The following is a 14,011-nucleotide window of genomic DNA, read 5'->3' as shown; positions in this document are numbered from 1 at the left end:
GGGCCTAGCTTTTCTAACGGATAAACTGCACACGCGATGTTTTCCTACTGCACCGATCCTTCCACGCTCGAGGGCTTTAGCTGGCTCAGCTGCTACCTGACCACAGGCAAGCACATGGCGTTCTATCAATCCTTCGGGATTGTCTTGGTGCTGTTGGCAATCACCGCGCCGGTGGCGTTGATGTTTGGCTTTGCAGGCGCAACCGCCGCCCGCTCGCGCATCTGGCCAATCAGTCTTCTGGGCAAGTCGTATACCGCCATCGTGCGGGGCGTTCCTGACATCGCGTTCTTCATGTTCTTCGTGATCGCGCTGGATCAGGGGTTTGAGTATCTGCGCCACAAGGTGAAATGCTCGGACTGGTCCGAGCCGATCCGTCAGGGCAATGACTTTGTGGTCTGTGCGCAGGCCAAACTGCCCCTGTCGACCAGCCCACAATGGGTGCACGAGACCTATGGCTTCGCGCTGGCCGTGCTGACCTTCGCCATCGTCTTTGGCGCCTTCGCCGCCAACGTTCTGTTCGGTGCGATGAAAGCCGTCCCCCGCGCGCAGCTTGAAACCGCTGAGGCCTATGGCATGTCGCCCCGCCAGACCTTCTGGCGCATCATGGTCCCACAAATGTGGGTCTACGCCCTGCCCGGCCTGTCGAACCTGTGGATGATCCTGATCAAGGCCACGCCGCTGCTGTTCCTTCTGGGCGTCGAAGACATCGTCTATTGGGCGCGCGAGCTTGGGGCGACCAAGACCGCTAGGTTCTCGGACTATCCGCATGGAAACTGGAACGCCTATTATTTCGGGGGCCTTCTGGTCTTCTACCTGATGCTCACCTCGATCAGCGAGCGCGTGTATAAGCGGCTATCCCTGCGTCTGTCCCACGGACAGGCCACTGCCGCCGGTGAAGCGCAACGGAAGGCCGCGACATGAGCTGCGTTCAGACCATCCAAGACTACGCTTTCCGCTCGATCGGCTTTGGCGAACGCCTGCTACCGCGCGACGACTATACGCTGTGCGAGCATTTCACGCTGATCGGCTCGGGCATGATCTGGAACATCTATTTCGGCCTGATCGCCATCCTGTTTGGCTTCTTCGCCGCTACCGGGTTGGCACTGGCCAAGAACAGCAGCTCGGCCCGCGTGCGCAAACCGGCCGAGTTCTTCATCTACGTGTTCCGCGGCTCGCCCTTGTTCATCCAAATGTTCTTCGCCTATGCGGTGTTCCTGTCGATCAAGCAGAGCGTCCCGGGCTTTTCGCTGCTAACCTCGGCGTGGCTGGGCGCGGCGATCGTCTTGTTCCTGAACACCACCGCCTATTCGGCCGAGATCTTCTTTGGCGCGCTACAGTCCATCCCGAAAGGCGATCTTGAAGCCGCCGACGCCTATGGCATCACCGGCTGGACCCGGTTCAAGCGGATCATATGGCCGTCGATGATGCGTCTGGCATGGCCTGCCTATACGAATGAAGCAATCTTCCTGTTCCACGCCACGGCGCTGGTCTATTTCTCGGGCTTTCCGGTTTGGCAGCAACGCGGCGACGCGCTGTATTATGCCAGCTATTTCGCGGACAAGACGTTCAACCCGTTCATCCCCTATCCGATCCTGGCCTTCTATTTCATCCTGCTGACGCTCGCTGTCATCACGATCTTTGGCCGCATCGGCAAGCGCCTGAACCGGCACCTTCCGCAGGCTGTGGTCCGTCGCCCCAGCTTCATGCGCACCTTGTTTCGCTGATCATTCACGCAAAATTGCTCTTGCCCCGGCGTCACGGCTCGGGTAGGTCATGTATGACTGCACGATAATTTGATCAAATTTGGGTAGCACATGAAAATCGGCATTCTGCAAGCAGGCCATTCCCCCGACGAACTGCGCGACAGCGTCGGAGATTATGGCGAGATGTTCACCCGCCTGTTGGATGGGCATGGGTTCGACTTCCAGATCTTCTCGGTCGTGGATGGCGAGTTTCCTGCGGGCACGGACGACGCGGATGGCTGGCTGATCACCGGTTCGAAACATGGCGTTTACGAGGATCACGACTGGATCCCGCCGCTGGAAGATCTGATCCGCGACATTCGCGATGCGGGTCAGCCGCTAGTCGGCGTCTGCTTCGGCCACCAGATCATCGCCCAAGCGCTTGGTGGGAAGGTTGAAAAATTCGACGGTGGTTGGTCGATTGGCCGGACAGAGTATGATTTCGGCGATCAGAAGCTGGCCTTAAACGCGTGGCATCAGGACCAAGTGATCGACGCGCCTGAAGGGGCCGAGATCATCGCCTCGACCGATTTCTGCGCCAATGCGGCCATGATGATCGGCGACAAGATCCTGACCATCCAGCCCCACCCCGAGTTCACGGCCCCGCTTGTCGCGGGTCTGATCGAACATCGTGGGCGCGGCAATGTCCCTGACGCGCTGCTGGATGCCGCGGAAGACGCGCTGGACACCGGAACAGACAACGCCATGTTTGCCGAACAGATGGCCGCCGTTCTGAAACGCTAACCCAGAGCCCCGAAACACATTGAAAGCCGCGTTACCCCCAACGCGGCTTTTCGCGTTTTTGGGCGTCTCCACCCCGCAGCTTCGTAACGTCCACGCGACAGATCAGAAAATTTCGCCGCGTCGAAGTCAGGAAAACTTCTGGCCAGACTCACCTCACTCTTTTATATTTTCCGAAATGAGTTTTCGAAAAAGCCGAAAAGGCCACGCTCGAAAGAGGAGACAGCATGACCCTGGACCAGACCGCAGCACCCGCCGCCCCGAACGTCCATGACGCCGAACCCATCCCCGAAGCCGCCCGCGCCGAGATCGACCGGCTGCTACAATCAGGCGACCTGTTCCGCTACACCGCCCCAGAGGACGCGCCCGTCGCTCTTCTGGAGGCCGAGTTCGCCGAAATGATGGGTGCGAAATACGCACTGGCCGTGGCCAGCTGCTCGGCCGCGCTGTTTCTGTCTTTGAAAGCCTTGAACCTACCGCGTGACACCAAGGTCCTTCTCCCCGCCTTCACCTTTGCCGCCGTGCCCAGCTCGGTCGTGCATGCCGAGTGCAAGCCGGTGCTGGTGGACGTACAGGACAACTATCGCATCGACATGGACGATTTTGCCGCCAAACTGACCCCGGATGTGGGCGCGGTGATCATCAGCCACATGCGTGGGCACACCTCGGACATGGATGCGATCATGCAGCTTTGTGATGCCGCAGAAATCCCCGTGATCGAAGATGCCGCCCATTCGCTTGGCACCCTGTGGCATGGACGCAAGATCGGCACGATTGGTAAGATCGGCTGTTTCTCGTTCCAGTCCTACAAGATGCTGAACGCGGGCGAAGGGGGCATCCTGATCACCGATGACGCTGATCTGGCAGCGCGTGCCGTCATTATGTCCGGCGCTTACGAGCATAACTGGAAGAAACACAAAACGCCGCGTGGCGAAAACTCGACCGATCTGGCGGATGCATTTGCGCGCTGGCAGAACCAGCTACCGCTTTACAACACGCGCCTGTCGAACCTGTCCGCCGCCGTCATCCGCCCGCAAATTCCCGAGCTTGAGCGCCGCGTGACGGACGGCCTGCGCAACCACGACTATGTGGCGGCCAAGCTGGAAAAAAGCCCATGGATCACGGTCCCCGCGCCGCTAGCCCCGGAAACCCGCGCGCCGGATTCGATCCAGTTCAACCTGGACAATGTCAGCGACGAAGAAACCATCGCCTTTCAAGCAGCTGCCAAAGCGCGCGGCGTCGGTGTTCAGGTGTTCGGCAAAAGCGAAGACAACGCCCGCGCCTTCTGGAATTGGCAGTTCATCGACGACCAAGGCCCGCTGCCGCAAACCCGCGCGATGCTGTCACGCGCCTGCGACACCCGCCTACCTGTGCGCCTGACCCCACCCGAGCTGGACTTCATCGCCGACGCCATCGTGGGCGCCATCGCCGAGGTCAAAGCCCAGAAAGCGGAAACCGCAGCCTAGAAAAGCACTCATTTTCTTGTCTTAAATACCTTGGGGTGAATGCGCACAGCGCAGAGGGGCAACGCCCCTCCCCCTTACAATACTCGAAGCGTGCCCTTCAGCCACGGATAGTCGCGCACCGCAGGCTCGACGATCAGCGTGTCCAAAAGCATTCGGCACTGCGCCGCCAGATCCCGCGGCAAATCTCCCAGCATATCTGCGCGTGCGACAAGATTGATACGTCGTGTGAACGGGGCAAAGGGCAACTCTATCAGATCCGCGGCATCCTTGAAGCGGTGGGCGCGCAGGAATCCCAGTGGCGTAATGATCGTCCACCCGGCCCCACCTGCCACCATCGCCATGATCGCGTGATAGCTGTCCAGCTCGAACCGGTTATCCAGCTTCAGGTTCTGCCGCGCCAGATTGTCGGAAATCACCCGGCCCATATGGTGACGCGCCGTATACTGCACCAGTGGAAGGTCCTTCAGCACGTCGCGCGGATCACGATCCCCAATCAGCCCCTTGGGCACTGCGGCAACAAATGGCTCTTCCAACAGGGAATGCACCTCCATCCACGGCGCAGAAGCTCCCGTATCTGCCGCCACAATCACGTCCAACGCCCGCGCGTCCAACTGATCGTGCAACCGGTGCGAGGCGCCGGTTTCCAACAGGAACCGCGTGGAGTGCAACTGCCCCGCGACCTCGGACAGCAGGCGCGGGGTGACGTCTGCGTCGAAATCTTCGATCATCCCAAGTCGCAGGCGTGAAAGCTGGGACATCGCCCCCAGCGTCAGCTCGGCCTTCGCTTGTTCAGCTTCGTTCAGAATGGCCTGCGCGCGTTTAAGAAACAAAGACCCAGCGGCAGTCAACGACACAGGCCGTGCAGATCGGTCCAAAAGGCTCGTGCCCAGCGCGGCTTCAAGGTTCGTAAGCTGTTGGCTAACGGAGGACGGGCTGACACCCAAGCGCCGTGCAGCCACCGAGATCGAGCGTTCATCGGCAATGGCAACGAACACCTCGACACCCCAAAGTGTGATACGCCCGGCAGTTTCAACCATATCGCTCTCCTTTGCTCAGAAGCTATGGGCAAAGCCGGGACCGAGCAACATCCAATCCCGCTTAACGGGTCCAAAGCCGCGAGAGGTTTTCCGGGCGCGATGGCGCAATTGACCACCCGTCTGCCTCAAGATACACCGCCACTGCGCCGCTCTGCACAAGCGCTTTGCGATCCAGCAAAGCACACCCCTTCGGGACCGGCCCATCCCGCCAGGCCGCCAGAACAACCAGATCGGCAGTGGTGCAAGCCTCAATCAAGCGGTCTTCGGCCCCGCGCCCTGTTAAATGCAATATCGATAGCCCTGACAGGTTGACCTGTCGTTGCCCCTTCTGCCCGCCGAACCCTGGGCGCTCGAAGGCGATTTGCTGCGTCGCGACATCGCCGTCATTCTCCAGCCAAGATCGCGCGGCAAAGCCTTCCCCTCGTGCTTTTGAAAGTGCGCGGCCTTCACTGGTCATCACGCCGAGCAATCCGCCTGAGGAACTGATCAGAACTGGCGGGCGTTCGACCGCAGCCCAGCCAGCGAATGCCACCACCGTTGGCAAGATCGCAATCCACTTTTCCTGCCCGCGTATTAAGACGAAGGCAATTCCCGTCACGGCGAGCAAGGGCAGAATGTATCCGGGAGGTGCCGGCACCTTCCCGATCGCCCCATCTAGCGACGAAACTGTGTCCGCCACCCATAGGATCCAGCGGATGGGCCAGTCCATGAGCCACAACGCCACCGCTTCAAGGCGCACGACGGCAAGCAAGGCGGCCATCACCGCTAGCGGCATGATCACGGCCCCCATGATAGGCACGCTTAGAAGGTTGGCGACCAAGCCGTAGTGACTAACCTGATTGAAATGCGCCGCTCCAATAGGGGCCGTTGCCAATCCCGCCACGGCCGAGGAAATGACCACCGTCACAACGGGCCGCAGCCAATCGGGCAAGCGCCGGGACGCCCCATCGCGTGATCGGTCTCGGATCCAGGCGAACACCGAAACCAGCGCGGTGGTCGCGGCAAAGGACATCTGGAACCCCGGCTCGACCAAGGCTTCGGGCGTCAAGATCAAGACGATCATCGCCGCCATGGCAACCGCGCGCAGGGTCAGGGCACGCCGATCGAACAAGATTGCGACGAACATGGTCGTCACCATGATGAAGGCCCGCGTGGTCGCGACCGCGCCACCGGACAGCGCCAGATAGAACACCCCGGCGGCAATGGCAGTCACCGCGGCGAGCTTCTTCACTGGAAAGTTCAGGGCTATTCTGGGCCAAAGTCCCATTAGAAGGCGCATGGCTTGAAAGACAAAACCTGTCAGCAGCCCCATATGCAGGCCCGAGATCGCCAGTAGATGCGCAAGGTTCGATCCGCGCAGCGCGTCGATCGTGGCGCGATCCATCGACGAACGATCTCCTGTAGTAATCGTCGCCGCAAAGGCCCCGCTTTCCCCGGGCAGCACCTCGCGCACCCGCATAGCAATCGCCTGACGAAGCCGCCCGATTGTCAGCGACAGCTCGCCTGTGGGCGGGGACAGAAGTAGTGCAGGACTGCGCGTATAGCCCACCGCGCCGATCCCGCGAAACCACGCCATGCGCTGGAAATCAAAGCCGCCGGGTTCAACCGGGCCATTAGGACCGGACAGGTGCCCTGTCAGGGCAATGCGCTGCCCAATGGCCGGGGACAGATATCCCTGCTCCCCATGCAGCGAGACCCGCACCCGGTCCGGAAGCTTCGCGGGATTCACATCATTGAGCCGCACCTGATCTAAAGTCAGACGCACCGCGTCCGATTGCGAGCGGTCCATCGCGATGATCCGCCCCTCGATAGGGCCGTAATATCGAAAGTCCAGCACCGGCCCTGCCACCCAATGGGCGCGCGCACCGGCAACGCCGAAGCCAAGCGCCACGCAGATCACGGCGCGTGCCAGTGGCCCGATCCCCCACGGCCAACGCCACGCGATGCCTGCGCAAATCAGCCCCAAAACGGCAAGCCCAGTATAGGTCGCAATATCCGGTTCGCGCAGTGGCACGAAGTAAAGCCCAATGCCCGTACCAAAGAACAACGGCGCCCAGATCAGGAACCGTCCGCGTTCTTCTTCGATACGAGACAAGAGATTCACGACCGCACCCTTGTTCAAAACCTTCCTTTTGTTAAAAGCATCTCAACAAAACTTGGTTTCAGGCTTTCCCTGAAATGCCACCTCCTCTGCGTACCGCGCACATGGTTTCCAAAAGGTTAATGACCGATGTCTCAGACGCCCCAGATTGTCACCCGTTTCGCCCCCTCGCCCACCGGTTATCTGCATATCGGCGGTGCCCGCACAGCGCTGTTCAACTGGCTCTATGCCCGTGGCCGTGGCGGTAAGTTCCTGTTGCGGATCGAGGATACGGACCGCGCGCGCTCTACCCCCGAGGCAACCGAGGCCATCCTGAAGGGCATGGCATGGCTGGGTCTGGACCATGACGGAGAGGTTGTCAGCCAGTTTGACCGCGCTGACCGTCACGCCGAGGTCGCCCGCGAGATGCTGGCAAACGGCCACGCCTACAAATGCTTCGCCACGCAAGACGAAATTCAGGCCTTCCGCGAGGAAGCCCGGGCCGAGGGCCGCTCGACCCTCTATCAAAGCCCGTGGCGCGATGCTGATCCCGCGACCCACCCGGACGCGCCTTACGTGATCCGCCTGAAAGCCCCGCGCGAGGGCGTGACGGTGATCCGCGACGAGGTGCAGGGTGATGTCACCATCCGTAACGACCAGCTGGACGACATGATTTGTTTACGTTCGGATGGCACACCCACCTACATGCTGGCCGTTGTTGTTGATGACCATGACATGGGCGTAACCCATGTGATCCGGGGGGATGACCACCTGAACAATGCCGCGCGCCAGACGATTGTCTATCAGGCGATGGGCTGGGATCTGCCCGTTTGGGCCCACATCCCGCTGATCCACGGCCCCGATGGCAAGAAGCTGTCCAAGCGCCACGGGGCGCTGGGAGTCGAAGAATATCAGGCCATGGGATACCCCGCGCAGGCGATGCGTAACTATCTGGCCCGCCTGGGTTGGAGCCACGGCGATGACGAGTTCTTCTCGGACGCGCAAGCACTGGAGTGGTTCGACCTGTCGGGCATCGGCAAAAGCCCCGCCCGGTTCGACTTCATAAAGCTTGATAACCTGTCCGGTCAACATCTGGCCGCGATGGAGGATGCGGACGTTCTGGCCGCCTTGCAGGGCTATATGGAGGCCGCAGGCGAAATTTCTTTGCAGTCGCAGCAAATTGATTTGGTGTCATCGGCCATGTATGTGCTGAAAACCAGTGCCAAAACTTTGCCGCAACTCCTTGAAAAAGCAAGGTTTGCTACGGTTTCGCGCCCCATTGACCGGGATGAGAAGGCCGAGAAGGCGCTTGACGAAGTATCCCGTGGTATACTGAAAGAATTGACGCCGCAGCTGCAAAATGCTAGCTGGGACCGCGAGACGCTTGAGGGGATCCTGAACGGTTTGGCCGAGGCCCACGGCACGAAATTTGGCAAACTGGCCGCGCCCCTGCGTGCAGCCCTTGCCGGACGCGCCGTAACACCGAGCGTATTTGATATGATGCTTGTTCTCGGGCGTGACGAAACCATCGCACGCCTAGACGACGCAAGCGCCTGAAGCACAAGCGATCGGCCAACCGGGGCGGTCGCTTTCTAACACGAAGGGAAAATACATGGCTGAACAAACCGGAACCGCAAAGCTCTCGTTCGGAGACAAAGAACTCGAGCTTCCCATGTACTCCCCGACCGCCGGTCCGGACGTGATCGACATCCGCAAGCTCTATGCTCAGGGCGATGTGTTCACCTATGACCCCGGCTTCACCTCGACAGCGAGCTGTGATTCGACCATCACCTATATTGATGGCGACAAGGGTGAACTGCTGTACCGCGGCTATCCGATCGACCAATTGGCCGAGAAGTCGCATTACCTCGAAGTTTGCTATCTGCTGCTGTACGGTGAACTGCCGTCGGCGACAGAACTGGAAGATTTCGAAAGCCGCGTAACCCGTCACACGATGGTGCACGAGCAGATGACCAAGTTCTTCTCGGGCTTCCGTCGCGATGCACACCCGATGGCGATCATCACCGGTGTCATGGGCGCAATGTCGGCCTTCTATCACGACTCGACCGATGTGAATGATCCGTGGCAGCGCGAAGTGGCTGCGATCCGCATGATCGCCAAGCTGCCGACCATCGCCGCCATGGCGTACAAATACTCGATCGGTCAGCCCTTCGTGTATCCGAAGAACGATCTGGACTATGCCTCGAACTTCCTGCGTATGTGCTTCGCCGTGCCTGCAGAGGAATACGAAGTGAACCCGATCCTGTCGAAAGCCATGGACCGTATCTTCACCCTGCACGCCGATCACGAGCAGAACGCGTCGACCTCGACCGTGCGTCTGGCCGGTTCGTCCGGTGCCAACCCGTTCGCCTGTATTGCTGCCGGCATCGCCTGCCTGTGGGGCCCTGCCCACGGTGGCGCCAACCAGGCCTGCCTGGAAATGCTGCGTGAAATCGGCTCGGTCGACAACATTCCGGAATACGTGGCCCGCGCCAAAGACAAGGACGATCCCTTCCGCCTGATGGGCTTCGGTCACCGCGTCTACAAGAACTTCGACCCGCGTGCGAAGGTCATGAAGGAAAGCGCTGACGAGGTTCTGGGCCTTCTGGGCATCGAAGACAACGAAACGCTGAAAGTTGCCAAGGAACTGGAGCGCATCGCGCTGGAAGATCCATATTTCGTCGAGAAGAAACTGTACCCGAACGTTGACTTCTATTCGGGCATCATCCTCGAGGCGATGGGCTTCCCGACCTCGATGTTCACCCCGATCTTCGCGCTGTCGCGCACCGTCGGCTGGATCTCGCAGTGGAAAGAGATGCTGGGCGATCCGGGCCAGAAAATCGGCCGTCCGCGTCAGCTGTACCTCGGCGACACCGAGCGCGACTATGTAGACGTCGAAAAGCGCTAAGTCGTACGATATCAGAGAAAAGCCGCCCACTTTGGGCGGCTTTTTTCGTTTATGGTAAGCGCGATCAAGCGGCCATCAGCCAATAAAAAAGGAGCCCGTAGGCTCCTTCCTAATCGCGATCCGTTTGGGATCAGCGGCCTTCGTATTGAGGCGCGCGTTTCTCGAGGAACGCCAGAACGCCTTCCTTGAAATCACGCGACTTGCCGCATTCGCCCTGCAGGCTCGCCTCAAGCGCCAGTTGTTCGTCCAGCGTATTGCTCAGCGATGCGCGCATGGCTTTCTTGATGTTGCGATAGGACAGCGTCGGGCCTTTCGCCAGCTGCTCGCCTCGTTTGCGCCACGTGGCCTCAAAATCGTCATCTGCCACGCATTCCCAGATTAGGCCTAGATCGGCGGCTTCCTTGGCGGGCATCTTCTCAGCGAACAGGGCGGCGCCCATCGCCTTGGCAAACCCCATCTGACGCGGCATCCAATAGGTGCCACCGGCATCCGGGATTAGACCAATGCGCGAGAAGGCCTGCATGAAGAAGGCGCTTTCCGATGCGATCACCACATCGGCAGCCAGCGCGATGTTGGCCCCTGCCCCAGCAGCAGCCCCGTTCACGGCCGAGATCGTCGGGATCGGGCTGTCATAGATGGCGCGCAGCAGCGGCTCGTATTCGTCACGCAGGGTGCGTTCCAGATCGACCTCGGCTGCATTAGCGCGGTCGCCCAGGTCCTGACCCGAGCAGAACGCACGGCCCGAGCCGGTGATGACCAGCGCGCGTGCTTTTTTACCTGCCTCTTCCACAGCATGCGCAATCTCGGCGCGCATCTGGGTGTTCAGGGCGTTCATCACGTCGGCGCGGTCAAAGGTCAGAACCGCCAGGCCATCCGTAATGTCCAATGTGATCGTTTCGTAAATCATGTCATCCTCCCGGAGTTTCACGCAATATAACCGACCAATCGGTCAGGTAAAGATGAACGCCCCGTCATTTGTGGAAGTTTCCTGTGGTCAGGCCTTATTCGTCCAGCAATTCTTTCAGCCGGGCCTCTTCATCTTGCGTCAACGCGGCAGCGCCGTCCTTCGATTGCGCACGGCGGCGCAGATAGAGCACACCTGACAACGCGGCGATCAGGAACAGAACCGGTCCGGTCGCCCAAAGAATCAGGTTCGCACCCGAGCGGTTGGGCTTCATCAGAACGTATTCGCCATAGCGTTCGACGATGAAGTCCACGACCTCTTCATTGCTATCTCCTTCGCCCAACCGCTCGCGTACCAGAAGGCGCAGATCGCGGGCAATCGAGGCGTTGCTTTCGTCGATGTTTTCACCTCGGCAGACAACGCATTTCAGGTCGGATGAAATATCGCGCGCGCGCTGTTCCAGCACCGGGTCCGCCAGCACTTCGTCGGGGTTCACGGCGTAGGCGGGCGCCGCAAGGCAGCCCATCACGGCCAGCAAGGCGATCAGACGTTTCATTCGGCAGGCATCCCTTCCATACGGGTCTTGGCGGCCCCAGCGGCCACGCGGAAGCGGCGGTCAAACAGGCTGAAAATCCCGCCCAAGGCCATGATGATCGAGCCTGCCCAAATCCAGTTGGCGAACGGCTTGATAAAGGTGCGCACGGCCCAACCGCCGCCTTCCTGTGGATCGCCGATCACCACATAGATATCGGTCCAGAACCCGTTCGAGATCGCAGCTTCGGTGGTGGGCATCGCCTGCACCGGATAGACGCGTTTTTCGGGGTATAGGACAGCAATTTCGGCATTGTTTTCCGAGACAACGATGGTCGCCATTGTCGAGATATAGTTCGGCCCCTGTTCGCGCCCAACATGCTCCAACGTGATGTCATACTCGGCCACTTGGAAGGTCTCACCGATCTGCGCGACGCGGATGTCTTCGACTTCCCAAGCCATCAAGCCGGAAATCCCCATCATGGTAATACCTAGACCCGCATGGGCGGCGAACTTGCCCCAGTCAGCACCAGGCAGGCGGGTCAGGCGCGACAGGCGGTTCGACAGCGCTCCACGTCCCGTGCGGCTGAAGATATCTGTCATAGATCCAGTCACCAGCCAGGTGCCCAAGAACATGCCAATCGGCCCAAGGGCAGACTTGCCCGTCTGCATCGCCCAGACCAGCGCAAGAATGGCAATGGACAGCACCAGTGCGGGCACAAGTTGCTTCACCACGCGTCCAATCTTTGCCCGCTTCCACGGCAGCATCGCCCCAATGGGCAGCACAAGCGCCAGCACCACCATGAAAGGTGTAAAGGCGGCCTCAAAGAAAGGCGCGCCGACCGAGATCTTGCGGTCGAACGCCTCGCCTACCAAGGGCCAGATGGTACCGACGAAGACGACAAAGGAAGACACGGCCAACAGAATGTTGTTCACCACCAGCGCGCTTTCACGGCTGACGAAGCCAAAGACGCCCTTGGCCTCCATCGCGCCGGCGCGGGCGGCAAACAACGTCAGTGCACCGCCGGTGAAGAAGAGCAGGATAAACAGGATAAACACGCCGCGTTCGGGGTCCGAAGCAAACGCGTGGACCGAGGTAATCACGCCTGAGCGGACGATGAACGTCCCGATCAGCGAGAAGCCAAAGGCAAGGATCGCCAGCAGGATGGTCCAGCTTTTCAGGCTTTCTCGTTTCTCGACCACAATGGCGGAATGCAGAAGCGCGGCGGCAAAGAGCCAAGGCATGAAGGACGCGTTCTCGACCGGGTCCCAGAACCAGAACCCGCCCCAGCCCAGCTCGTAATAGGCCCACCAGCTGCCCAGCGCGATACCGATGGTCAGGAAGACCCAGGCGGCCAGCGTCCACGGGCGAACCCAGCGACCCCATGCAGCGTCAATGCGGCCCTCGATCAGGGCCGCAACGGCGAAGGAAAAGGCCATCGAAAGGCCCACATAGCCCAGATACAGGAAGGGCGGGTGGAAGGCCAAACCGGGGTCTTGCAACAGCGGGTTCAGGTCCTGCCCGTCAAAGGGCGGCTGCGCCAGACGCAGGAACGGGTTCGAGGTGAAGATGATAAAGGCCAAGAACGCCACAGCGATCGAGCTTTGCACTGCCAGCACCCGCGCTTTCAGGGTCCGTGGCAGGTTTTGTCCAAACCATGCGGCGGTCGCGCCAAAGCCTGCGATGATCAGCACCCAAAGCAGCATCGAGCCTTCGTGGTTCCCCCACACGCCTGAAATTTTATACAGCATTGGCTTGGCCGAATGCGAGTTCAGCGTGACCAATCGGACTGAAAAGTCCGAGGTCACAAACGCATAGGTCAGCGCCAGAAATGACGTGGAGATCAGCAAGAACTGGATGGTTGCCGCAGGCACCGCCATCTCCATCCAGCTATTCCAGCCCTTATGTGCCCCGATCAGTGGCACGATGGTCTGCACCACGGCCACGCCCAGCGCCAAGATCAGCGCAAAATGTCCAAGCTCTGTAATCATGCGGCGGACTTTATAGAGAGTCGGCCTCAGTCACTAGCCCTTGCCGCATGATGCGGCACCCGGTCACGGGCTTTTGTATGGTCTGGACCTACTGAACGAGCAAATAGATTGCGGAAGAGCACATCACGGCCCCCAGAACCGGTGCCAGAAACGCCGCCCCATGCAGGCCGAAGGATCGGTGAATTACGCTGAAATGCAAAACCGCCCCCGACAGGTAGACAGCTAGTGGCGCAAAATGCAGTGCGCTGGCGGTCATCGCCTCGGGCGCGCCCAAAAGGGCATAGATCCACCACCACCCCAGCACCAGACTTGCCCCGCACCAGCTATAGGCCATGCCCAGCGCCAAGGGGGTGGCACGCTGCAGGTAGAGCCACAGGAACGTCAGCGCGATCATCAGGCCCATAAGCGTGATGGCCCCAAAGCCAATCTGGAAAATCGCCTGATATCCAATGGCCCAGTACCCGGCCTGAAGCAAAACGGCCAATATCGCGACTAAGAGAGCTGCTTGTTTCATTTGTGCAAGATACCTCGGACAACCGCATCAAGTTCCGCGGCTGCTTGTTCGTTTCGTGAAAGTGCTTTCTGAAAACGGTCCGCCAGAAGAACGTCC

12 protein-coding genes are annotated in these 14,011 nt (G+C 60.0%); 6 read left to right on the top strand and 6 right to left on the bottom strand.

What is annotated here, in order from left to right; translation table 11 throughout:
• Positions 1–36 precede the first annotated feature (36 nt).
• The 4 genes from Q0677_RS09175 (at position 37) to Q0677_RS09160 (ending at position 3,949) form a co-directional block, all read left to right on the top strand.
• Complete coding sequence (locus Q0677_RS09175; protein ID WP_298908762.1) at positions 37–921, top strand: ABC transporter permease; 885 nt, start codon at positions 37–39, stop codon at positions 919–921.
• Positions 918–1,724, top strand: a complete 807-nt coding sequence (locus Q0677_RS09170; RefSeq protein ID WP_282064434.1) for an ABC transporter permease subunit — start codon at positions 918–920, stop codon at positions 1,722–1,724. Before Q0677_RS09175 ends, Q0677_RS09170 begins: the two co-directional genes overlap by 4 nt.
• 90 nt (positions 1,725–1,814) lie before the next feature.
• On the top strand, positions 1,815–2,486 hold the full coding sequence (locus tag Q0677_RS09165; protein WP_298908756.1) for a type 1 glutamine amidotransferase: 672 nt from the start codon (positions 1,815–1,817) through the stop codon (positions 2,484–2,486).
• A gap of 224 nt (positions 2,487–2,710) precedes the next feature.
• A complete protein-coding gene (locus tag Q0677_RS09160) occupies positions 2,711–3,949 on the top strand; it encodes an aminotransferase class I/II-fold pyridoxal phosphate-dependent enzyme (protein ID WP_298908753.1) in 1,239 nt (412 codons plus the stop codon).
• Positions 3,950–4,023: 74 nt separating this feature from the next.
• Here Q0677_RS09160 and Q0677_RS09155 read toward each other — a convergent pair whose 3' ends face one another.
• Together Q0677_RS09155 and Q0677_RS09150 are read right to left on the bottom strand one after the other, a co-directional pair.
• Entirely contained in the window at positions 4,024–4,986 is a 963-nt protein-coding gene (locus tag Q0677_RS09155) for a LysR family transcriptional regulator (RefSeq protein ID WP_298908750.1), read from the bottom strand.
• Positions 4,987–5,047: 61 nt separating this feature from the next.
• Entirely contained in the window at positions 5,048–7,081 is a 2,034-nt protein-coding gene (locus Q0677_RS09150; protein WP_298908748.1) for a ComEC/Rec2 family competence protein, read from the bottom strand.
• Between the two features lie 135 nt (positions 7,082–7,216).
• Here Q0677_RS09150 and gltX point away from each other — a divergent pair, with 135 nt between their 5' ends.
• Positions 7,217–8,623, top strand: coding sequence for a glutamate--tRNA ligase (gltX, locus tag Q0677_RS09145; protein ID WP_298908745.1), 1,407 nt, complete (start codon positions 7,217–7,219; stop codon positions 8,621–8,623).
• 55 nt (positions 8,624–8,678) lie between these two features.
• Entirely contained in the window at positions 8,679–9,974 is a 1,296-nt protein-coding gene (gene gltA, locus Q0677_RS09140) for a citrate synthase (protein ID WP_298908742.1), read from the top strand.
• A gap of 130 nt (positions 9,975–10,104) precedes the next feature.
• Here gltA and Q0677_RS09135 read toward each other — a convergent pair whose 3' ends face one another.
• The 4 genes from Q0677_RS09135 to Q0677_RS09120 all read right to left on the bottom strand — a co-directional run bounded on the left by Q0677_RS09135 (position 10,105) and on the right by Q0677_RS09120 (position 13,915).
• On the bottom strand, positions 10,105–10,881 hold the full coding sequence (locus Q0677_RS09135) for an enoyl-CoA hydratase-related protein (protein ID WP_298908739.1): 777 nt from the start codon (positions 10,879–10,881) through the stop codon (positions 10,105–10,107).
• Positions 10,882–10,975: 94 nt separating this feature from the next.
• Positions 10,976–11,434, bottom strand: a complete 459-nt coding sequence (locus Q0677_RS09130; RefSeq protein WP_298908736.1) for a cytochrome c-type biogenesis protein — start codon at positions 11,432–11,434, stop codon at positions 10,976–10,978.
• The gene (locus Q0677_RS09125; protein ID WP_298908734.1) at positions 11,431–13,401 is read right to left on the bottom strand and encodes a heme lyase CcmF/NrfE family subunit; all 1,971 of its coding nucleotides are present in this window, start codon (positions 13,399–13,401) and stop codon (positions 11,431–11,433) included. The genes Q0677_RS09130 and Q0677_RS09125 overlap by 4 nt, the downstream gene beginning before the upstream one ends.
• A gap of 88 nt (positions 13,402–13,489) precedes the next feature.
• Positions 13,490–13,915, bottom strand: a complete 426-nt coding sequence (locus tag Q0677_RS09120) for a hypothetical protein (protein WP_298908731.1) — start codon at positions 13,913–13,915, stop codon at positions 13,490–13,492.
• Positions 13,916–14,011: the final 96 nt, after the last annotated feature.

The sequence above is a fragment of the uncultured Aliiroseovarius sp. genome (genome assembly GCF_947492455.1).
Classification (GTDB): Bacteria; Pseudomonadota; Alphaproteobacteria; order Rhodobacterales; family Rhodobacteraceae; genus Aliiroseovarius.
This window is presented reverse-complemented; position numbering and strand designations above follow the sequence as displayed.

Bases quoted from the DNA above. Each gene is read 5' to 3' on its own strand.
- Q0677_RS09125 (WP_298908734.1), bottom strand. From the start codon at position 13,401: ATGATTACAGAGCTTGGACATTTTGCGCTGATCTTGGCGCTGGGCGTG.
- Q0677_RS09170 (WP_282064434.1), top strand. From the start codon at position 918: ATGAGCTGCGTTCAGACCATCCAAGACTACGCTTTCCGCTCGATCGGC.
- Q0677_RS09130 (WP_298908736.1), bottom strand. From the start codon at position 11,434: ATGAAACGTCTGATCGCCTTGCTGGCCGTGATGGGCTGCCTTGCGGCG.
- gltX (WP_298908745.1), top strand. From the start codon at position 7,217: ATGTCTCAGACGCCCCAGATTGTCACCCGTTTCGCCCCCTCGCCCACC.
- Q0677_RS09155 (WP_298908750.1), bottom strand. From the start codon at position 4,986: ATGGTTGAAACTGCCGGGCGTATCACACTTTGGGGTGTCGAGGTGTTC.
- Q0677_RS09175 (WP_298908762.1), top strand. From the start codon at position 37: ATGTTTTCCTACTGCACCGATCCTTCCACGCTCGAGGGCTTTAGCTGG.
- Q0677_RS09120 (WP_298908731.1), bottom strand. From the start codon at position 13,915: ATGAAACAAGCAGCTCTCTTAGTCGCGATATTGGCCGTTTTGCTTCAG.
- Q0677_RS09165 (WP_298908756.1), top strand. From the start codon at position 1,815: ATGAAAATCGGCATTCTGCAAGCAGGCCATTCCCCCGACGAACTGCGC.
- Q0677_RS09160 (WP_298908753.1), top strand. From the start codon at position 2,711: ATGACCCTGGACCAGACCGCAGCACCCGCCGCCCCGAACGTCCATGAC.
- Q0677_RS09135 (WP_298908739.1), bottom strand. From the start codon at position 10,881: ATGATTTACGAAACGATCACATTGGACATTACGGATGGCCTGGCGGTT.
- gltA (WP_298908742.1), top strand. From the start codon at position 8,679: ATGGCTGAACAAACCGGAACCGCAAAGCTCTCGTTCGGAGACAAAGAA.